The sequence below is a fragment of the Nocardioides epinepheli genome (assembly GCF_037936805.1).
Classification (GTDB): Bacteria; Actinomycetota; Actinomycetes; order Propionibacteriales; family Nocardioidaceae; genus Nocardioides.
In genome coordinates, this window is the sequence record NZ_JBBMMC010000004.1 from 265,644 (window position 1) to 284,370 (window position 18,727).

At 71.7% G+C, this 18,727-nt stretch carries 22 protein-coding genes; 9 read left to right on the forward strand and 13 right to left on the reverse strand.

Annotated elements, in window-relative coordinates:
* Position 1 precedes the first annotated feature (1 nt).
* A complete protein-coding gene (locus tag WMR31_RS07830) occupies positions 2-766 on the forward strand; it encodes an isoprenyl transferase (protein WP_340538227.1) in 765 nt (254 codons plus the stop codon).
* A 12-nt stretch (positions 767-778) separates the two neighbouring features.
* Here the strand turns inward: WMR31_RS07830 and WMR31_RS07835 are convergent, their stop codons facing one another.
* The 6 genes from WMR31_RS07835 to sepH all read right to left on the reverse strand — a co-directional run bounded on the left by WMR31_RS07835 (position 779) and on the right by sepH (position 7,791).
* Positions 779-1,318: a hypothetical protein gene (locus WMR31_RS07835; RefSeq protein WP_340538228.1), complete on the reverse strand. Its 540-nt coding sequence runs from the start codon at positions 1,316-1,318 to the stop codon at positions 779-781.
* A gap of 342 nt (positions 1,319-1,660) precedes the next feature.
* Positions 1,661-2,662: a metal ABC transporter permease gene (locus WMR31_RS07840; protein WP_340538229.1), complete on the reverse strand. Its 1,002-nt coding sequence runs from the start codon at positions 2,660-2,662 to the stop codon at positions 1,661-1,663.
* Positions 2,659-3,438: a metal ABC transporter ATP-binding protein gene (locus WMR31_RS07845; protein WP_340538230.1), complete on the reverse strand. Its 780-nt coding sequence runs from the start codon at positions 3,436-3,438 to the stop codon at positions 2,659-2,661. Before WMR31_RS07845 ends, WMR31_RS07840 begins: the two co-directional genes overlap by 4 nt.
* Complete coding sequence (locus tag WMR31_RS07850; protein WP_340538231.1) at positions 3,429-4,436, reverse strand: metal ABC transporter substrate-binding protein; 1,008 nt, start codon at positions 4,434-4,436, stop codon at positions 3,429-3,431. Before WMR31_RS07850 ends, WMR31_RS07845 begins: the two co-directional genes overlap by 10 nt.
* Before the next feature lie 222 nt (positions 4,437-4,658).
* Positions 4,659-6,686, reverse strand: a complete 2,028-nt coding sequence (locus WMR31_RS07855) for an SDR family oxidoreductase (RefSeq protein WP_340538232.1) — start codon at positions 6,684-6,686, stop codon at positions 4,659-4,661.
* A gap of 52 nt (positions 6,687-6,738) precedes the next feature.
* Positions 6,739-7,791: a septation protein SepH gene (gene sepH, locus WMR31_RS07860; protein ID WP_340538233.1), complete on the reverse strand. Its 1,053-nt coding sequence runs from the start codon at positions 7,789-7,791 to the stop codon at positions 6,739-6,741.
* Between the two features lie 84 nt (positions 7,792-7,875).
* Between sepH and WMR31_RS07865 the strand changes: the two genes are divergently transcribed.
* Positions 7,876-8,496 (forward strand): trimeric intracellular cation channel family protein, encoded by a 621-nt coding sequence (locus tag WMR31_RS07865; RefSeq protein WP_340538234.1) that lies wholly within the window; start codon positions 7,876-7,878, stop codon positions 8,494-8,496.
* A gap of 13 nt (positions 8,497-8,509) precedes the next feature.
* Here WMR31_RS07865 and WMR31_RS07870 read toward each other — a convergent pair whose 3' ends face one another.
* From WMR31_RS07870 to WMR31_RS07880, 3 genes are read right to left on the reverse strand one after another with little or no spacing between them, the layout of a single operon-like run.
* Positions 8,510-9,649 carry a hypothetical protein gene (locus WMR31_RS07870; protein WP_340538235.1) on the reverse strand — a complete coding sequence of 380 codons (1,140 nt, stop codon included), beginning with the start codon at positions 9,647-9,649 and terminating at the stop codon, positions 8,510-8,512.
* Positions 9,646-10,305: a SigE family RNA polymerase sigma factor gene (locus WMR31_RS07875; protein ID WP_340538236.1), complete on the reverse strand. Its 660-nt coding sequence runs from the start codon at positions 10,303-10,305 to the stop codon at positions 9,646-9,648. Before WMR31_RS07875 ends, WMR31_RS07870 begins: the two co-directional genes overlap by 4 nt.
* 40 nt (positions 10,306-10,345) lie before the next feature.
* Positions 10,346-11,575: an MFS transporter gene (locus tag WMR31_RS07880; protein WP_340538237.1), complete on the reverse strand. Its 1,230-nt coding sequence runs from the start codon at positions 11,573-11,575 to the stop codon at positions 10,346-10,348.
* A gap of 32 nt (positions 11,576-11,607) precedes the next feature.
* On the opposite strand from WMR31_RS07880, the gene WMR31_RS07885 reads away from it, so the two are divergent.
* The 3 genes from WMR31_RS07885 (at position 11,608) to WMR31_RS07895 (ending at position 13,972) form a co-directional block, all read left to right on the forward strand.
* The gene (locus tag WMR31_RS07885) at positions 11,608-12,720 is read left to right on the forward strand and encodes a ferrochelatase (protein WP_340538238.1); all 1,113 of its coding nucleotides are present in this window, start codon (positions 11,608-11,610) and stop codon (positions 12,718-12,720) included.
* Positions 12,717-13,544, forward strand: coding sequence for an inositol monophosphatase family protein (locus WMR31_RS07890; RefSeq protein ID WP_340538239.1), 828 nt, complete (start codon positions 12,717-12,719; stop codon positions 13,542-13,544). Before WMR31_RS07885 ends, WMR31_RS07890 begins: the two co-directional genes overlap by 4 nt.
* A 137-nt stretch (positions 13,545-13,681) precedes the next feature.
* Positions 13,682-13,972 carry a DUF4193 domain-containing protein gene (locus WMR31_RS07895; protein ID WP_090854961.1) on the forward strand — a complete coding sequence of 97 codons (291 nt, stop codon included), beginning with the start codon at positions 13,682-13,684 and terminating at the stop codon, positions 13,970-13,972.
* Positions 13,973-14,038: 66 nt separating this feature from the next.
* On the opposite strand, the gene WMR31_RS07900 is transcribed toward WMR31_RS07895, so the two are convergent.
* Positions 14,039-14,350 carry a DUF4235 domain-containing protein gene (locus WMR31_RS07900; protein WP_340538240.1) on the reverse strand — a complete coding sequence of 104 codons (312 nt, stop codon included), beginning with the start codon at positions 14,348-14,350 and terminating at the stop codon, positions 14,039-14,041.
* A 23-nt stretch (positions 14,351-14,373) separates the two neighbouring features.
* Entirely contained in the window at positions 14,374-14,874 is a 501-nt protein-coding gene (locus WMR31_RS07905; protein ID WP_340538241.1) for a DUF3093 domain-containing protein, read from the reverse strand.
* 93 nt (positions 14,875-14,967) lie between these two features.
* Between WMR31_RS07905 and dut the strand changes: the two genes are divergently transcribed.
* From dut to WMR31_RS07925, 4 genes are read left to right on the forward strand one after another with little or no spacing between them, the layout of a single operon-like run.
* On the forward strand, positions 14,968-15,432 hold the full coding sequence (gene dut / locus WMR31_RS07910) for a dUTP diphosphatase (RefSeq protein ID WP_340538242.1): 465 nt from the start codon (positions 14,968-14,970) through the stop codon (positions 15,430-15,432).
* Between the two features lie 48 nt (positions 15,433-15,480).
* Positions 15,481-16,125: a DUF3710 domain-containing protein gene (locus WMR31_RS07915; protein WP_340538243.1), complete on the forward strand. Its 645-nt coding sequence runs from the start codon at positions 15,481-15,483 to the stop codon at positions 16,123-16,125.
* Between the two features lie 14 nt (positions 16,126-16,139).
* Positions 16,140-16,502 carry an OB-fold nucleic acid binding domain-containing protein gene (locus WMR31_RS07920; RefSeq protein ID WP_340538244.1) on the forward strand — a complete coding sequence of 121 codons (363 nt, stop codon included), beginning with the start codon at positions 16,140-16,142 and terminating at the stop codon, positions 16,500-16,502.
* Positions 16,499-17,284: a DUF3159 domain-containing protein gene (locus WMR31_RS07925; RefSeq protein ID WP_340538245.1), complete on the forward strand. Its 786-nt coding sequence runs from the start codon at positions 16,499-16,501 to the stop codon at positions 17,282-17,284. The genes WMR31_RS07920 and WMR31_RS07925 overlap by 4 nt, the downstream gene beginning before the upstream one ends.
* Before the next feature lie 34 nt (positions 17,285-17,318).
* Here WMR31_RS07925 and WMR31_RS07930 read toward each other — a convergent pair whose 3' ends face one another.
* Together WMR31_RS07930 and WMR31_RS07935 are read right to left on the reverse strand one after the other, a co-directional pair.
* Positions 17,319-18,005 carry a potassium channel family protein gene (locus WMR31_RS07930; RefSeq protein WP_340538246.1) on the reverse strand — a complete coding sequence of 229 codons (687 nt, stop codon included), beginning with the start codon at positions 18,003-18,005 and terminating at the stop codon, positions 17,319-17,321.
* Positions 18,002-18,652: a potassium channel family protein gene (locus WMR31_RS07935; RefSeq protein ID WP_445321617.1), complete on the reverse strand. Its 651-nt coding sequence runs from the start codon at positions 18,650-18,652 to the stop codon at positions 18,002-18,004. The genes WMR31_RS07930 and WMR31_RS07935 overlap by 4 nt, the downstream gene beginning before the upstream one ends.
* Positions 18,653-18,727: the final 75 nt, after the last annotated feature.

Here is an 18,727-nt window from a genome sequence, read left to right on the forward strand (position 1 = left end):
CGTGAAGCGCGCCGTCAGACCTCCCACGCCGCACCCCTCGGGGGTCCGTCCGCCGGCGATCCCGCGCGACCTGGTGCCCCAGCACGTGGCGATCATCATGGACGGCAACGGCCGGTGGGCCAAGGAGCGCGGGCTTCCCCGCACCCGCGGCCACGAGATGGGCGAGGCCGCCCTGTTCGACGTCGTCGAGGGAGCCATCGAGGTCGGCGTCAAGGCGATCTCGGCCTACGCCTTCTCCACCGAGAACTGGACCCGCTCGCCGGAGGAGGTGCGCTTCCTCATGGGCTTCAACCGTGACGTCATCCGCCGCCGACGCGACGAGATGCATGCCCTGGGCGTGCGCGTGCGGTGGGCCGGGCGCTCGCCGCGGCTGTGGAAGTCGGTGATCAAGGAGCTCCAGGTCGCCGAGGAGCTGACCCGCGACAACGACGTCCTCACCCTCACCATGTGCGTCAACTACGGCGGACGCGCCGAGCTCGCCGATGCCGCCCGATCGATCGCCCGCGAGGTGGCCGCCGGGCGCCAGAACCCCGACAAGGTCGACGAGCGCACCTTCGCCAAGCACCTCTACGTGCCCGAGCTCCCCGACGCCGACCTGATCTGGCGCACGTCGGGGGAGCAGCGGCTCTCGAACTACCTGCTGTGGCAGGCGGCCTACTCCGAGCTGGTGTTCACCGACATCCTCTGGCCAGACGTCGATCGCCGGGCACTGTGGCGGGCGGTCGAGCTCTACGCCGAGCGCGACCGGCGCTACGGCCGCGCCTGACCTACCCCCAGGTCATTGCCGGATGACCTCGAAGTCGGTGCAGCCGTCGTAGCGGACCTCGCCGGAGATGGTGTCGGAGGCCGGCTCGGTCACGATGGCGAACAGATCGACCGTCAGGTAGTCGCCGGGCTTGTCGATCCACTCGGTCGCCACGAGTGAGAGCTCGCCGCGCTGGTAGGTGCCCTCCATCGCGAAGGAGCCCCGCTCGACGTCGGGATTGGTCTCGGTGGGCCCGAACGTGAAGACCGCGGTCACCGCACCACCGCCGCTGGAGGCGATCTCGAGATCGAGCGCGCTCTCGCCCTGGTTGCAGGTGTAGGTGCCGGTCCACGTGCCGACCAGGGGCGCGGCGTCATCGGTGCCGGCGGATCCGGGGTCGACCGGCTCGGGGGTCACCTCGGTGGTACCGGGCTCCTCGTCGGGGCCGGTGGCGGTCGGGAGCGGACTGCTCGAGCGGGTCGAGTCGTCCCCTGCGGTGTCCTTGTCGTCGTCCCCGTTGAGCGCCACGATCGCGAAGATGCCGCCGCCGACGAGCAGGATCGCCGCGACCACGAGCGTGATGATCAGCGGCGTCCTCGAGGAGCGCTGCGGGCCTTGCGGGCCGTGCGGCCCACCCGGAGGACCGTAGTAGGCCTGCGGCGGTCCCTGCGGTGGGCCTCCTAACGGCGGTCCCTGCGGTGGGCCTTGTGGTGGTCCCTGCGGGGGCCAGTGCGGTGCGCTCTGATCGGTCCACTGCGGCTGGGCCGGTTGCTGGCCGTACGGCGGTTGCTGTGGGGGAGGACCCTGGGGCGGAGTTCCGGGGGGACCGAGCCGGGTGGGCTCGCTCGACGGGTCCGACGGCGTCTGCGACATGGCGGCATCGTTCCACCCAGGGTGCCGAGGTAATCCCCTCGGTCAGTGCTCGTCGTAGTGGGCGCCGTGCGGCGCGTGGCGGTGGCCGTCGTGCACGTAGTCGACGTGGTCGTCGTGCGGCACGGCGACGTGCCCGCAGTCCGGACCGTGCTGGTGGGGATGCTCGTCGCTGACCTCGTGCCCGACCGGCTCGTCGTCGAAGGGGGCCGCGAGTCGTGCCCGGTGACGCAGCCAGGCACCGATCGGCCAGGTGACGACGAAGCCGGCCAGCGAGAGCAGCACGATCGTCGGCCCCGGCGCGACGTTGGCGTGATACGACGCGAACGCCGAGATCACCAGACCGCCGACCGAGGCGAGCGCCCCGAGGACCATCGCCGCGGCCAGTGTGGTGCGGAAGGTGCGCGAGAGCTGCTGCGACGTCGCCACGGGCACCACCATGAGCGCGGAGACCAGCAGCAGGCCGACGGTCCGCATCGCCACGGTGACGCTCACCGCCGCCAGCACCGCCACGAGCACGTTGTAGGCGCGGACCTTGAGGCCGGCCACCCGCGCGAACTCGGGGTCCTGCGCCACCGCGAACAGCTGCGGGGAGAGACCGACGCAGACCAGGATCACCACGGCGGCGAGCACCATCGTGACGATTACGTCCTCGATCGAGATCGTGGTGATCGAGCCGAACAGGTACTGCTGGAGGCGGGCCGCGCTCTGTCCGCCGAGCCCGGTGATCAGGACGCCGCCGGCCAGGCCGCCGTAGAAGAGGAGCGCCAGCGCGACGTCGCCGTTGGTGTGCCCCCGTTCGCGGATGAACTCGATCAGCACCGCGCCGAGTACCGCGACGATCACCGCGGTCCAGGTAGGGGACCATCCGGTGATGAGGCCGAGGGCGACGCCGGTGACCGCGACGTGACCGATGCCGTCACCCATGAGCGCGAGGCGTCGCTGGACCAGGTAGGTCCCGATGGCCGGGGCGGCCAGTCCGGTGAACAGTGCCGCCAACAGGGCACGTTGCATGAACGGGAGGCTGAACAGCTCGGCGGCGCTCACTGTGCGCCACCCTCGAAGGGCGAGCGGACCGACGGCGCATGGTCGGGGACGAGGTCCTCGGGGCCGGGCAGGTGGTGGTGAGCGTGCGCCGCCGCCTCGGCGAGTGGATAGCCGTCGTAGACGATCCGGCCGTCGCGCATCACCACGGACCGATCGATCAGGGGCGCGAGCGGGCCGAGCTCGTGGGCGACCAGGACGATCGTGGCGCCGCGCTCCTTGAGGGCGGCGAGGGTGTCGGCGAGGACCTGCTGCTGGGTCAGGTCGACCCCCGCGGTCGGCTCGTCGAGGAAGAACAGCTCGGGATCGCCGGCGAGGGCACGGGCGATGAGCACCCGCTGCTGCTGCCCCCCGGAGAGGGTGCTGACGCCGTCGCCGGCGCGATCGGTGAGCCCGACGAGCTCGATCGCCTCGTCGACCGCTCGTCGTCCGGCGGCGCCGAGCGGGTGGAGGAGCTTCCGACGGCTCAGCCGCCCGGCGGCGACGACCTCGCGCACCGAGGCGGGGACCCCCGAGGCGGCTCCGGTGCGTTGCGGGACGAACCCGATGCGATACCACTGGTGGAACCTGTCGAACGGCGTGCCGAACAGGCTGAGCTCGCCGCGAGCCAGCGGCCGCAGCCCGGTGAGCGCCCGGATCAGGGTCGACTTGCCGGACCCGTTGGCGCCGAGCAGCGCCAGGAACTGGCCCGCGGGCACGGTGAGGTCGATGCCGCGCAGGACGGGGCGCCCCCCGATCGCGACGGCGCCGTCGACCAGCCGGATCGGGTCTACTGACATCCGTTGGCCTCGCGGAGGGCACTCAGGTTCGCCTGCATCAGGGAAAGATAGTCCTCATCGGCGGTCTCGTCGCTCAGACCCTCGATCGGGTCGAGGACGGCGGTCTTCAGGCCGGTGTCGCGGGCGAGGGCCTCGGTGAGCCGGGGGCTGGCGAGTCGCTCGTTGAACACCGTGGTGAGGCCCTCGTCGCGGATCAGCTGCTGGAGGTCGCCCAGCGCGACGGGGTTGGGTTCGGCGTCGGGGGTGAGGCCGGCGACGGGAGCCACCTCGATACCGTACTTGCCGAGGTAACCGAAGGCGTCGTGCGAGACGACGATGATGTGGCGCTCGCACGACGACAGTCCGTCGGCGTAGTCGACGTCGAGCGCCTCGAGGTCGGTACGCAGGTCGTCGGCATTGGCGGCGTAGTCGTCGGCGTGATCGGGGTCGATCTCGGCGAGGGCGTCGGCGACGGCGTCGCCCAGCGTGGCCATCCGGATCGGGTCGAGCCAGAAGTGCGGGTCGAGCTCGCCGCCGTGGTCGTGTCCGTCGCCCTCGTGATGGGCGTCCTCGCTCTCTCCCTCGTGGCTGTGCTCGTCGTGCTCGTCGTCGTGGTCGTGTCCGTGCTCGTGTCCGTGCTCGTCGGCGTGCTCTCCGGTGAACGGCTCGAGACCCACGATCTCCGCGGCGTCGAGGGTCTCGCCGGTGGCGTTCTGCTCGATCGCGTCGTCGATGGCCGGCTGGAAGCCGTGCTCGTAGACGACCAGCGAGGCCTGCGCGATGCGGGCGGTCTCCTCGACGGTGGGCTCGAGGTCGTGGGACTCCTTGCCGGGAGGCGTGAGCAGGTCGACCTCGGCGTGGCCGCCGGCGACCCGGTCGGCGACGTACTGCAGCGGGTAGAACGCCGTGGCGACCTGCGGCTCGCCGTCACCGGTGGGGGAGTCGTCGAAGGCTGTGCAGCCGCTCACCGCCAGGGCCAAGGCGACGGTGGACAGGCCGAGCATCGAGCGCATCTTCATGAGAACGATTCTCAGTTGTAATGAGAATCGTTGTCAACTCGTCAGGGTCGAGCTGCCGTGCCGCCGGAGGTTGAGCAAGCGAGCGCCAGCGAGCGCCGACGAAACCCCGGCGACCGTCCTTGCCAGCGTTTCCGAGGAGGCGTGCGGGGTTTCGTCGGCGCCGGCGAGTTGGTTCCACACTCGCCGGCCTGCTCAACCTCCGGATGGCGTTGGCTGCGGGTCCTACCAGTGCACGCCCTTGAACAGCTTGGCGAGCATGACCTGCTCGGATTCGCGGGTGCCGCTCTCGGCGGCCTTGCCCTTGGCGGCGGCGGAGTCGGGGAAGACGTGGTAGGCCATGTTGAGCAGTCGGAAGGACAGCTTCGGGGCCACGGTGTGGGCGACCGCGCCGACGTTGCCGAGGAGGGTGTTGATCTCGTGCGGGCGCTCGACCATCGCCTCGATGACGGTGTCGGCCGCCTGGGCCGGAGAGATGGTGGGGAACTTGTCGTAGAGCTTGGTCGGCGCGATCATCGGCGTCCGCACCAACGGCATGTGGATGCTGGTGAAGGTGATGCCGCTGTCGACGACCTCCGAGGACACCACGTTGCTCCAGGCGTCCAGGGCCGCCTTGGAGGCCACATAGGCGGAGAACCGGGGCGGACTGGTCTGGACGCCGATGGAGGAGACGTTGACGATGTGGCCGCTCCGCTGGGCCTGCATGGCGGGCAGGAGGCCCATCACGAGCCGGATCGCACCGAAGTAGTTGAGCTGCATGGTGCGCTCGAAGTCGTGGAACCGGTCGGTGCTCAGTCGCAGCGAGCGCCGGATGGAGCGTCCGGCGTTGTTGACCACGAAGTCGACCGAGGGCAGTTCGGCGACCAGCTGCTCGCACAGGCGGTCGATCGCGTCGAGATCGGAGAGGTCGCAGGGGAACACGTGGGCCGTGCCGCCGCGCATCTCGATGGTCGCCTTGGTCTCGTCGAGCTTGTCCTTGCCGCGCGCGACCAGGACCGGGATGCCGCCGGCCTGGGCGACCTTGAGGGCGGTCACCTGGCCGATGCCGGAGGATGCGCCGGTGATGACGACGTGCTTGCCCTCGAGGGCTGAGCGGATCTTCGCGTCGCGGCCGGTCGACTCGTCGAGGTGCTCCTCCCAGTAGCCCCACAGGGTGCGTGCGTAGCTCTCGAGGTCGGGCACGGCGATGCCGGATCCGGCCAGCGCCTGCTCGGTGGCCGTGGAGTCGAACTCGGCACTGAACCCGGTGTGTGCGAGCACCTCGGCGGGGATCCCGAGCCGGCCGACGGTCTGGTCGAGGGCGGCCTGGACGGCGCCATTGCGCAGCGCCCCGGTGAGCGCACCGCCGAGCGCGCCGGTCACGCCGTTCGCGATCTCGTGGACCAGCGGCACCCGCGGCAGCGGCACCGGCGTCGCCAGCTGCGGCGCGCCGGCCGCCTTGCAGAACAGGTTGATGAGCTCGGAGGTCGGCTGCGGCTCGGGGTTGACCAGGTGGAAGGCCTCGCCGTCGTGACCGGGCAGGTGGGCCAGATGGTCCATCGCCTTGGCGACGTAGTCGACCGGGACGACGTTCGTGGCGCCGAGAGCCTCGGCGAAGGGCAGCCACGACGGGAGCCACGCGGGCAGCCGCTCCCGGACGGCCTTCATCGCGGGGAAGAAGTAGTAGGGGCCGTCGACTTTGTCCATCGCCCCGGTCTCGGAGTGGCCCACGACGACGGCGGGCCGGTAGACGCGCCAGGCCATGCCGGCCGCCGGGCACTCCTCGCGCACGATGCGCTCGGACTCGAACTTGGTGCGGTGGTACGGCGAGGGGAGTGACTGCCCCTCGTCGAACATGGTCTCGTCGAAGGCGCCGCGATAGTCGCCGGCCGCGGCCACCGACGACACCTGGTGGAAGGTCCCTGTGTCGAGAGCCACTGCCAGGTCGACGGCGTTCTGGGTGCCGCCGACGTTGAGCACCTCGTTGGTCTCGTCGTCGGCGGTCATGTCGTAGATCGCGGCGACGTGGAAGAAGTGGTCGATGGTCCCGGCGTGCTCGGCGATCCACTCCGGGTCGACGCCGAGGCGCTCCTGCGCGAGATCTCCGACCACGGGCACCACGCGGTCCGAGCCCCAGCGCCGGATCAGCGTCTCGAGCCGGCCGAGGGAGCCCTCGCGACACAGCACGAAGATCTCACCATCGCGGTTGTCGATCAGCTCCTGGACAAGGTGACGACCGATGAATCCCGTTGCCCCGGTCACGAAGTACGCCATGGGCGGAGCGTACTTGGTGGGACGCCGTCAGGACGGGTCCACGAGGGGCCTGCTACTGGTCGCCGCCACCGAACATGATCTCGTCCCAGCTCGGCACCGAGGCGCGACCGCGCTTCTTCTGCACCGGACGACGAGCGGGAGGCTCCTCGGCGGGCTCGGCGGGTGCTTCCTCCGGGGTGTGCTCGGCCGCTGCGACCTCGGCGGTCTGGTCGGTGACGTCCTGGTCGCTGTCGCTGTCGCTGTCGGCCTGGGCGGCCTCGGCCGGCTCCTCGTCGGGCTCGTCGAGGAAGGCCTCGAGCGGGGTGTCGGAGACCAGCTCGATGGCGTCGTCGCCCAGCGGGAGCTCCTGGTCGTCGGGGGCCACCGTGGTGAGGCGGCGCGCACGCACCGGCTGGAGGTCGTCGCGGGCGGGGGCCGGCGTGGCGACGTTCTCCCCGACCAGCCAGCGGGCGTCCTCGTCGTCGAGGATGACGTAGTTGCCGCGCATGTCGAAGGTGAAGTGGGCGGTGCCCGTGCGGACCGGAAGGGCGATCCCGGCGACCAGGGTCCAGCGGCCGTCCTCACGCCGCCAGGCGTCCCACTCGATGACCTCGGGGTCGATGTTGAGCGCCTGGAGGTGGGACTCGGCCGCCTCTCCGAGGGTCCGGGCCGGGCCGCTGCCGTCGCCGGAGCGGCGGCGCAGGCTCGACCGCTGGGCCCGCTCGGCCACGTGCTGCCGCTCCGCGAGCACCGGGGCGACGAAGGGCATGATCTTCTCGACGCTGGTCTGCGCGGCCTCCGCGACGGCTTCGGCTGTCTCTCCGGCCCGGATCCGGGTCTGGATGTCGCGGGGGCGCAGGGCGCTGTCCATCGTGGTCTCCATCTGGCCGGCTCGGGGGTGACCGGGTGTGGGGCTGGGGGCGGGCGGCAGCCGGAGTGCGGCGCGCAGGCCGGGCGTGACCGCGAGGGTGAACGTCGAACCGTCGTCGGCGGTGAGCAGCAGCTGCGCGTGATCGCTGCTGACGCCGGCAAGGGTGAGCGGCACCTCTCGCGGCGCACGCGAGGGGACCGGCGCCGGGTCGGCACCCGGGGCCGTTGCGTCGTACTCGTGCCCGGCAGTCGTCATGGTCCACCGAGCCTACGTCAGTCGGGGGCGCCAGTCGGTGCGGCGCGCCCGACCTCCACACCGACTCTCCAATAGGCTCGTCCGGTGTCCGGCACCCTCGTCGCGTTCGACCTCGTGGGCATCTTCGTGTTCGCGATCTCCGGTGCCCTGGTGGGCGTGCGCAAGGACCTCGACGTGTTCGGGATCCTGGTGCTCGCCGGCACCACCGGACTGGGCGGCGGATTCCTCCGTGACGTGCTGATCGGTGCCACGCCGCCGGCCGCGCTCGCCGACTGGCGCTACCTGCTGGTGCCGATCGCCGCGGGACTGCTGACCTTCGTGTGGCACGACGCGTTGGGCCGGGTCGAGCGGCAGGTCACGGTCTTCGACGCCTTCGGGCTCTCCCTCTTCTGCGTCACCGGTGCCCTGAAGGCGCTGGACTACGGCCTCGGGCCGATCCCGGCGGCGCTGATGGGGATGGTCACCGGGATCGGCGGCGGCATGCTCCGCGACGTGCTCGCCGGGCGGGTGCCGGCCATCTTCCGCAGCGAGCTCTACGCGACGCCGGCCCTGGCGGGGGCCGCGGTGGCGGTCGTCGGCGAGCGACTCGGCCTGGCGGCCCTGGTGGTCGCCCTGGCCGGCGCCGCGGTGTGCCTGGTGTGGCGCCTGCTGGCGATCTGGCGGGACTGGCGCGCTCCGTTGCCGTCCGGTCCCGCCAGCGTCTGACCCGCGCGCCGCGCTACTCGTCGGTGCTGCCCTGACCGGGCAGCAGGAATCCGGCGTCCGGCTCGCCCGGCGGGAGCTGCGGATCGGCGGCCTGCAGGCACGCTCCGGCGCCGATCGTGCACTGCAGGATCGCCGTCGGCTCGTCCGGGCCCTCGGAGCCGAAGACCAGCACGGTGTCGTCATCGATCCAGTCGTAGCCCCCGCCGGCAAGGTTCGGCCCGCCGACCGTCACCTGGCTGCCGGTGGTCGTGTCGAGCACGAAGGCGGACTCGGCGGGTGAGGACAGGTAGCGCCCGTCAGGTGACAGGATCGGAAGGTCGCCGACGATCGCCAGAGGCGTCGCGTCGGCACGCGTGGTGCCGATGAGGGCGCGCTCGTCCTCGCCGCTGAAGATCACCTTCCCGGCGCCGACGGTGTAGATGTCGTAGCCGTTCACCGCGTCGGGATCGACGACGCGCGTGGCGCCGGTGGTGACGTCGACCGCCACCGCGCCGCGCGTGTCGCGCCAGTAGGCGGTGGAGCCGTCGAGCGCGTAGAGGAAGGCGGGGTCGTCCTCGTCGGCGAGCAGGCCCATGCCGGGTGTCGTGTGGCTGTCGTCGCGGGTGATCTGGCCGGTGCGCTGGTCGAGCACCACGAACGCAGGCTTGGTGCCGCTGGAGTCGACCCAGCCGGCCAGGTCGCCGTCGGGGTCGGAGACCAGGCGCAGGCGATCGGCGTTGGTCTGGCCCACGAGGTCGACGCCGTCGGCGTCGACGGCGTACACGGCACCGGTGGCGTCGGCGAAGACGTAGCCGACGGCGGTCCGGACGAAGTAGTCGATGGTACGACCGGTCTCGATCTGGGCATCCGGCGTGTAGAGCGCCGAGCTGATCGCCCAGGTGGGGACCGCGGTGTCGAGCGGGGACGCCGGCGCGACCTCGGGCGGGTTCGTGGCCACCGCGAGGCCGGTGGTGTCGTCGGGAGCGACCGCGGCGATGACGAGTCCGGCGACGACCGCCGAGGCGGCCACGCCCGCCGCGACCCCTGAAGCCAGGGCGACGGTGCGCCGCCGCGCTCGCCGGTCGCCGGCACGGACGATCGCGTCGAGGTCGGGAACGGCGAAGGTCGGGGTGTCGGCCTGCTCGCGCAGGAGGGTGCTCAGCTTCTCGGTCATGATCGGGCCGCCTCGTTGTCATTGTGGTCGATGTGGCAGGTGGCGTGGGTTCGTCCGGTGGCAGGGGCCGGCGGGGGTGCGGGGTCCCGCTCGGTGGTGAGCCCGGAGGTGAGCCCGCCGGTGAGCCCGGTGGCAAGCACGGCGTCGAGCTCGGTGTCGAGCTGGTCACGCAGCAGGACGCGGAGCTTGGCGATCCCCGCCGACACCTGGCTCTTGACGGTGCCGACCGCGCAGCCCATGGCCTCCGCGGTCTGCGGTTCGGTGAGGTCTTCGTAGTAGCGCAGCACGATCGCGGTGCGCTGCCGGACGGGCAGGGTCTGCAATGCCGTCCAGAGGGTCTCCCGCTCGCTCACCGGTCCGGCGTGGTCGCCCAGCGAGCCTTCGGGAAGGACCGCCGCGGTGCGCTCGTGCGACCACGACTTGCGCCGGAACCACGAGATCGCGGTCGTGGTGATCGCCTTGCGGGTGTAGGCCTCGGCGTTGGCCGGATCACGCAGTCGGGGCCAGGCGACGTAGGTCTTGGTGAGGGCCTCCTGCACGAGGTCCTGGGCCAGACCGACGTCGCCGACCATCAGGTAGGCCGCCCGGTGGAGTGCTGCGGACCTCGCCGTGGCGAACTCCACGAACTCGGCCCGGCTGTCGCGTGGTCGTCTCATGCCCATCCAGACGCAGTGTGCCCGCAGGATGGTTCGGCGGCTACGCCTTCTCGTCGAGTCGGGCCGTCGTGGCGAGCGGATCGGTGGTGCGGGTCCGCCCAGGCGTCCGGGTGGCGAGCGCCGCGACGAGGGCGATCGCGCCTCCTGCGGCCGAGACGAGGTAGGCCGGGGAGGCCCCGGCGTGATCGACGACGGCGCCGGCGATCGCCGCTCCCGGCGCCACGCCGAACACGATGCCGGTCTGCACGAACGCCATCCCCTCGGTGAGCCGGGACGGCGGCACCGACCGTTCGGTGAGCGACATCGCCGCGATCAGCGTCGGTGCGATGGCGAACCCGGCGACGAACAGGACCGCACCCATGATCACGATCGAGTGGATCAGGGCGAGCGGGAGCATCGCGGCGGCCATCCCGGCGGCACCGACCCGCATCCGGAACAGCAGGCTGCGCCGCCACGACACCATGCCGGTGAGGAAGCCGGCGATCAGGCTTCCCGCCGCCCACAGCGCGAGGAGGACGCCGGCGTAGGCCTTGGACGAGTGCTCCTCGGCGAAGGCGACTGTGGTCACCTCGGCCGATCCGAACAGGCTGCCCAGGGCCAGGGCCACCACCGTCAGCGAGAGGACCGTGCCCCAGGGCATCGGTGGGCGCTCGGACCGATGCTCGGTGCGCGGATGGGCCGGCGGCTCGGTGGCCCGTTGGGACGCGAAGGCGTAGGTGCCGCCCACTCCGGCCACCAGCGCCGTCCCGAGGCCCACGGCCGGGTCGATCGCCGTCGCCAGCATCGTCACCAGGATCGGCCCGGTCATGAAGACGGCCTCGTCGGCGACCGCCTCCAGCGCGAAGGCCGTCTGCCGCTCGGTCTCGCTCTCCAACGTGTAGGCCCACCGCGCCCGGACGCACGCACCGACCGAGGGCAGGCTCGCCCCCGCGATCGCGGCCAGCACGAACGTCGTCGCGATCGGCCAGTCCGCCTCGACCGACCAGATGGTCAGCGCGAGCGCGACGCCCCACAGGCTGACGACGAGCGGGAGGACGCGCGACTGGCCGAACCGGTCGATCAGCCGACCTTGCGGAACCGCACAGCAGGCCTGTGCGATCAGTCCTGCCGCGGAGACCGCACCGGCCAGGCCGTAGGAGCCGGAGGCGCCCTCGACCAGCAGCACGGTGCCCAGCCCGACCATCGAGATCGGGAGTCGACCGACCAGCCCGGCCGCGGAGAACCGGGCCGTGCCGGGCCGGCTCAGGATGCGGCGGTAGGTGTCGAGCATGGCAGCGTCATCGTCGTCCCTACGATGGCGAGGTGACCAATCCTGAACCGTCCGACGTCAGCCCCTACGACGCCCTGCTGCTGGTGTCCTTCGGCGGCCCGGAGGGTCCCGACGACGTCGTGCCATTCCTCGAGAACGTCACCCGCGGTCGAGGCATCCCGCGCGAGCGTCTGGAGGAGGTCGGCGAGCACTACTTCCTCTTCGGCGGCCGCTCGCCGATCAACGACCAGAACCGAGCCCTGCTGACGGCGATCCGGGCCGACCTCGACGCCCACGGCATCGATCTGCCGGTCTACTGGGGCAACCGGAACTGGGACCCCTACCTCACCGACACGCTCGCGCAGATGGCCGCCGACGGCGTGGGCCGCGCGGCCTGCTTCCTCACCAGCGCCTACTCGTCGTGGTCGAGCTGCCGCCAGTACCGAGAGAACCTCTTCGACGCCGTCGACGCGCTCCCGGACGGCGCCGGCGCCCCGCGGCTGGACAAGCTGCGGCACTACTTCAACCACCCCGGCTTCGTGGCGCCCGTCGTGGAGTCGACCCTGGAGGCGCTCGCCGGCCTTCCCGACGGCGCCCGCGTCGTGTTCGTCACCCACTCGATCCCGCTCTCCATGAACGACGCGAGCGGACCGCCCGACGCCGGTGGCGGGGCCTACGTGGCCCAGCACCGGGACCTGGCGCAGGTCGTCGTCGACGCGGTGGCCGAGCAGACCGGCGTCCGCGTCGAGCACGACCTGGTCTTCTGCTCGCGCTCGGGTGCGCCGCACATCCCCTGGCTCGAGCCCGACGTCAACGACCATCTGGAGGAGCTCGCCGGCGCGGGCTGCCCCGGTGTCGCGCTGGTCCCGATCGGCTTCGTCTCCGACCACATGGAGGTCGTCTACGACCTCGACACCGAGGCGAAGGCCACCGCCGAACGCCTCGGGTTGCCGTTCCGACGGGTCGCGACGCCCGGCACCGACCCGCGCTTCGTCGCGATGATCCGCGACCTGCTCCTCGAACGGGCCGCCGCCGAGCGGGCCGGTGGCGGCGAGGTCGCCCGCGCCGTCGTGGGGGAGCTCGGACCCGGCTGGGACCGCTGTGCGGTCGGGTGCTGCGCCAACCCGCGCGACGACAAGCCGACGCTGACGGGGGTGGGGGAGTGAGCACCGAGCGCAGCGCCCTGGTCGGCGAGCTGGCCGGGCTCGCCCTCGACGTCGCCCGCGAGGCCGCCGTGCTGATCCGTGAGCACGCCGCCGCCGGGGTGTCGGTGGCGGCCACCAAGTCCAGCGACATCGACATCGTGACCGCCGCCGACCGCGCGACCGAGGCCCTGATCCGCGAGCGGCTCATCGCCCGTCGTCCCGACGACGCGATCCTGGGCGAGGAGGGCGACGACCGTCCGGGCACCTCCGGCGTGCGGTGGATCGTCGATCCGATCGACGGCACCGTGAACTTCCTCTACGGCCTCCCGCAGTACGCCGTCTCCATCGCCGCCGAGCTCGACGGCGAGGTGGTCGCCGGCGTGGTGATCGACGTCGGCAAGGGCGAGGCGGGCGTCGAGTACGTCGCGCGCCCGGGCGAGGACGGCGCGACCCTCGCGCTCCGAGACGGTGTGCCGATCTCGGTGCGAGATCCTGCGCCGGTCGAGCAGCGCCTGATCGGCACCGGATTCTCCTACCTCGCCGAGCTCCGCGCCGTCCAGGCCACGGCGCTGGCCCGGCTGCTGCCCCAGGTGCGTGACATCCGGCGTCTCGGATCCTGCGCGCTCGACCTGTGCCATGTCGCCGAGGGCAGCCTCGACGGCTACTTCGAGGAGGCCGTCAACCTGTGGGACCACGCGGCGGGCGCCCTCATCGCCCGGGCCGCGGGAGCCACCACCACGCTCGTGCCCGGAGCCGGTGGCCACGACCTCCTGGTGTGCGCCCCCTCACACGGTTTCGACGAGCTGTGCGACCTCACCCGAAAGGCCGGTTTTTGGGCGGAATAGCCCGGCTTCCGGTCACGTTCCGGCTACGTCCTCGTACCGGTGTTTCCACTTTTGGACAGATGGTGCATTATCTGCCGCGCTGGTGGGGGCACCTGCCCGCAAGGGCGACATGACGTGAGAGGGGAGTGAGCGACGCGATGGCGACCGACTACGACGCACCGCGCAAGAACGAGGAAGACCAGTCCGAGGAGAGCATCGAGGAGCTGAAGGCGCGGCGCCACGACAAGAACTCGGGCAAGGTCGACGAGGACGAGACCGAGGCCGCCGAATCCTTCGAGCTGCCCGGTGCCGACCTCTCACACGAGGAGCTGGCCGTCGAGGTCAAGCCGAAGCAGGACGACGAGTTCACCTGCATGAGCTGCTTCCTCGTGCACCACCGCAGCCAGCTGGCCGACGAGAAGAAGATGATCTGCCGCGACTGCGCCTGACCCGTACGGGTCAGGACCTCAGAGACGACGAACGACGACCGGGCAGGTCGCGCAGAAACCGCGCGATCAGACCCGGTCGTTGTCGCGTTGGAGGCTCGCAGGCAGGTGCCCGGTCGAACGGGCGTAGTAGGAGGCGGCCCGACGCTGGGCCAGCATCCGCGCCAGGCCGACGAACGCGCCGCTGACGATCGCCCACGCCACCGCCTCGCGCAGGTCGACGTCGGGGTCGGCGGGGTTCTCCGGCGGCTGCTTGCGGGTGGCTGCCTTCCAGGAGGTGTTGATCGCCTTCTTCGCGACGGTCGCCGCACCGAGAGCGGCGATCAGCGAGAACGCCGACCAGACCTTGGTGTCGCTTGCGCCTTTGTCTTTCTTGGCCATGGGCTCGACCCTACTGGACCCGCTCAGGCCTTCAGCAGTCCCTCGACTGCGGACGCGAGAGCATCCGGGTGCCGGGTCGAGACCAGCCAGTACGGCGCCGGGTCGGCGCGATCGGTGATCTCGATCTTGACCGCCCGCGACAGGTACGGCCGGAGCACCAGGTAGGCCCGGGCGTCGGCCTCGGGACCGGCGGTGCGGCGGGTCTGCTCGGCGTCGAGGGCGACCGCCGAGCCGAGGTGCCGGGCCTCGATGTGGGCCCGCCCGACCCGGAGCTCGCCCTCACCGACGTCGATCACCGGCGAGCCGAACGCACGAAGGGCGAGGGCCATCAGGGCCAGCATCGCGGCGGTCACGCCGAAGGCGACCGCGGCCGGGACCGCGACCACCAGCGCCAGCCAGATCGTGGCGAGGAACATCGTCCCCTGCACCCACCAGCGCAGCGGCACGTACAACCGCTCGCGGTAGCGGGGCGGTCCGGGCACGGAGTCCACGGGGAGAAGGGTCGCACCCGGGTCCGTGTCCACGTCCCACAGGGTAGTTGGCCACTCCCGGCCCGCCGCAGGTCACCCGTGCGATACCCGCGCCCAGGCGGTTCGGGGCGCTACTAGAGTCCTCCCGTGTCCGACCTCGAGATCCAGGTGGTCCGTCTCGACCCCGACCTGCCGCCGCCCTCCTATGCGCACCCGGGGGACGCCGGCGCCGACCTGCGGGCCGCGGCCGACGTCGTCCTCGCACCGGGCGAGCGGGCACTGGTGCCGACCGGTCTCGCGATCGCGCTCCCGGACGGGTTCGTCGGGCTCATCCATCCGCGCTCGGGCCTGGCGGCCCGGCATGGGCTCTCCATCGTCAACGCGCCCGGCACCGTCGACGCCGGCTACCGCGGAGAGATCAAGGTGCTCCTGGTCAACCTCGATCCGCACGAGCCGATCCGGCTCTCCCGCGGCGACCGGATCGCCCAGCTCGTCGTCCAGCGGGTCGAGCGGGCGGCGTTCGTCGAGGTCGACTCCCTCCCGGACAGCGCGCGTGGCGCGGGGGGATACGGTTCTACCGGTGGCTTCGGCGCGCAGCCGGCCACCGACTGACCGGTCGATGGACCGGTCGCCCCTGAAGCTGATCCGAGGAGTGACGACGTGAAGTTCCGCCGCAAGTCCGAGCCGGAGGCCGCCGCCGAGGCCGCAGAGGACGAGCCGGCCACGTCAGCCGCGGTCGAGGGGCCCCACGACGCCGACGACCTGCCCGACGACGGGATCGAGCGGGTCGACCTCGGCTCGCTCCTGATCCCCGCCGCCGAGGGCCGAGAGCTGCGTCTCCAGGTCGACGAGGCCAGCGGCCAGGTCCGCTCGGTGATGCTCGCCGGGCCCGACGGCGGCGTCGAGATCCGTGCGTTCGCCGCGCCACGCAACGGCGACCTGTGGGACGACGTCAGGCCGCAGATCGCGGCCGACATGGCCCAGCGCGGCGGCACCGCCACCGAGCGGGAGGGCCGGTTCGGTCCCGAGCTCATCTGCGAGATCCAGATCAAGCGGCCCGAGGGCACCGTCGTGCAGAACTCCCGCATCATCGGGATCAACGGTGGTCGCTGGATGCTGCGCGCCACGTTCCTCGGGCGCCCGGCCCGCGACGTCGACTCCTCCAGCGACTGGGAGGACCTGCTCACCCAGGTCGGCGTGCGGCGCGGCACCGGCCCGATGATGTCGGGGGAGATCCTGCCGATCACGCTGCCCGAGAACGCCCGCCCGGTGACGCCGCCCGGCGGCACCCGTCCGCCAGCCTGAGCCCGGAGGACCCGATGGGCGAGAAGGGCCGGCTGCGGCGCACCCTCAGCAGGTGGGCCAACTCCGAGGAGGACTATGCCCGCGACATGCGCGCCACCTACGTCAAGAGCGGCCACGTCGCCATCGCGGAGGCGCCGGACCGTGAGCCCGTGGAGTTGCGCGGCACGGTCCGCAGCCTGCTGATGCGACCCCGCGGCGGGGTGCCCGCCCTGGAGGCCGAGCTCTACGACGGCTCGGGGGTCGTCACCATCGTGTGGCTCGGACGTCGCCGCATCGCCGGCATCGATCCGGGCCGGTCGCTGAAGGTGCGCGGCCGCATCGGCGTCCACGACGGCGTCCGGACGATGTACAACCCGCGCTATGAGCTGATGGCGTGAACGAGCCCGAGAGGCTCGGCCGGTCCGCCGACCCGGCCGAGGCATCCTCCGAGGAGGACACGACCCGACCCGCCCCCACCGTCGCCACCGTCGAGGCGATGGTGCGTCAGCAGATGTCACGAGCACTCGGCGGCCGCCGCGGGATGATCGAGGCCGCCGTTCCCGGCCTGCTGTTCACCGCGGTCTGGCTGCCGACCAAGGACCTCCGCCTCGCGCTCATCCTCAGCCTGGCCTCCGCCGGCATCGCGCTGCTGGTGCGGCTGCTGCAGCGCAGCACGGTCCAGTTCGTGCTGAACGCCGTGTTCTCGATCGGCATCGGCTGGGTGTTCGTCCGGATCGCGGCGAGCAGCGGCGGATCGGAGTCCGACCAGGCGCTGGCCTTCTTCCTTCCCGGCATCCTCTACAGCCTCGCCTACACCGTCCTGCTGTTCGGCTCGGTGGCCGTGCGCTGGCCCATGGTCGGGTTCATGCTCGGCAGTGTCACCGGTGACCCGACCGCGTGGCATGCCGATCGGCAGGTGGTGCGACTGTGCTCGCGCCTGACCCTGCTGCTCGGCGCTCCCGGCGCGATCGGAGTCCTCCTCCAAGGACCGGTGTGGCTGCTCGGCTGGCGCGAGGTGATCGCCGTCGACACCGCGGTCGCGATCATCGCCGGCCTGCGCTACGGGCTCGGCTGGCCGCTGCGCATCGCCTCGTGGTCGGCGATGATCTGGCTGCTGGCCCGGAACGCGACGCCGCTGGAGAGCGCTCCTGCCGAGGCTGCCGGGCCCGCCGAGCAGTAGCCCAGGCTCAGCCTGGCTCAGCCTGGACCCACGCTCAGGCCTTCGCGGGGCGCTCGGGGTGCGAGCGCGGCGCCAGGAGTCGCTCGAGCTCGTCCTCGCCCTCGGCGGGCACCACGAAGAGCAGCTCGTCACCGGCCTCCACCGGCTGCTCGACGTCGGGAAGGTAGACCTGGCCGTCGCGCAGGATCGTGACCAGCGCACAGTTCTCGGGGAAGGGGATCAGCCCCGCGGCGGTGCCGACGTAGGGCGAGTCGGTGGGCAGGGTCATCTCCACGAGGTTGGCGTTGCCCTGGCGGAAGGTGAACAACCGCACCAGGTCGCCGACGGTGACGGCCTCCTCGACCAGCGCCGACATGATCCGCGGCGTCGAGACGTTGACGTCGACGCCCCACGCCTCGGTGAACAGCCACTCGTTGTTGGGGTGGTTGACCCGCGCGACCGTGCGCGGCACACCGAACTCGGTCTTGGCCAGCAGGGAGGTGACCAGGTTGACCTTGTCGTCGCCGGTGGCGGCGATCACAACGTCGCACTTGTCGAGGCGGGCCTCCTCGAGCGAGGACATCTCGCAGGAGTCGGCGAGCAGCCACTCGGCGTCGGGGACCCGCTCGGGCAGCACGGAGCTCGGGTTCTTGTCGATGAGCAGCACCTCGTGGCCGTTGAGGATGAGCTCCTGGGCGATCGAGCGCCCCACGGCGCCGGCGCCGGCGATGGCGACTCTCACTGGTGGACCTCCGGCCCCTTCTTGATGACCTCCGCGGCATGGCTGGCGTTGTCCTCGCGCATCACCAGGTGCAGCAGGTCGTTCTCCTGGATCACCGAGTCCCGCGTGGGCAGCATCCCCTCGCCGAGCCGGTCGATCCAGGCGATCCGGCTCCCGGTCTGCTCCTGGAAGTCGATGGTCCGCTGGCCGACCCAGATCTCGGGGACCGGGACGTGGTCGACGCGGATCGTGCCGCTGGGATCGCGGAAGTCCGGCTCCGCGCCGGCGGGGAGCAGGCGGCGCAGCACCTGGTCGGCGGTCCACTTCACGGTGGCGACCGTCGTGATGCCCAGGCGCTGGTAGACCTCGGCGCGGCCGGGGTCGTAGATGCGGGCCACCACCTGCGGGATGCCGAAGGTCTCCCGCGCCACCCGCGCGGCGATGATGTTGGAGTTGTCTCCGCTGGAGACCGCGGCGAAGGCATCGGCACGCCGGATCCCGGCCTTCTCCAGCACCTGCTGGTCGAAGCCGTAGCCGGTGATCTTGTCGCCGTTGAACCCCGGACCCAGGCGCCGGAAGGCGTCCGGTTCGCTGTCGATGATCGAGACGGTGTGGTTGCGCTCCTCGAGCGAGCGCGCCAAGGTCGACCCGACGCGGCCACAACCCATGATGACGACGTGCACGTGCTCACCGTAGCCGCATCCGGCGCCGGATCGGCGCCGGGACCGAGTAGCCTTCCCGCT

Coding starts and splice junctions, on each gene's coding strand:
- WMR31_RS07845 (WP_340538230.1), bottom strand. CDS start 3,438: ATGTCAGTAGACCCGATCCGGCTGGTCGACGGCGCCGTCGCGATCGGG.
- WMR31_RS07850 (WP_340538231.1), bottom strand. CDS start 4,436: ATGAAGATGCGCTCGATGCTCGGCCTGTCCACCGTCGCCTTGGCCCTG.
- WMR31_RS07855 (WP_340538232.1), bottom strand. CDS start 6,686: ATGGCGTACTTCGTGACCGGGGCAACGGGATTCATCGGTCGTCACCTT.
- sepH (WP_340538233.1), bottom strand. CDS start 7,791: ATGACGACTGCCGGGCACGAGTACGACGCAACGGCCCCGGGTGCCGAC.
- WMR31_RS07870 (WP_340538235.1), bottom strand. CDS start 9,649: ATGACCGAGAAGCTGAGCACCCTCCTGCGCGAGCAGGCCGACACCCCG.
- WMR31_RS07875 (WP_340538236.1), bottom strand. CDS start 10,305: ATGAGACGACCACGCGACAGCCGGGCCGAGTTCGTGGAGTTCGCCACG.
- WMR31_RS07880 (WP_340538237.1), bottom strand. CDS start 11,575: ATGCTCGACACCTACCGCCGCATCCTGAGCCGGCCCGGCACGGCCCGG.
- WMR31_RS07895 (WP_090854961.1), top strand. CDS start 13,682: ATGGCGACCGACTACGACGCACCGCGCAAGAACGAGGAAGACCAGTCC.
- WMR31_RS07900 (WP_340538240.1), bottom strand. CDS start 14,350: ATGGCCAAGAAAGACAAAGGCGCAAGCGACACCAAGGTCTGGTCGGCG.
- WMR31_RS07920 (WP_340538244.1), top strand. CDS start 16,140: ATGGGCGAGAAGGGCCGGCTGCGGCGCACCCTCAGCAGGTGGGCCAAC.
- WMR31_RS07935 (WP_445321617.1), bottom strand. CDS start 18,652: ATGGGTTGTGGCCGCGTCGGGTCGACCTTGGCGCGCTCGCTCGAGGAG.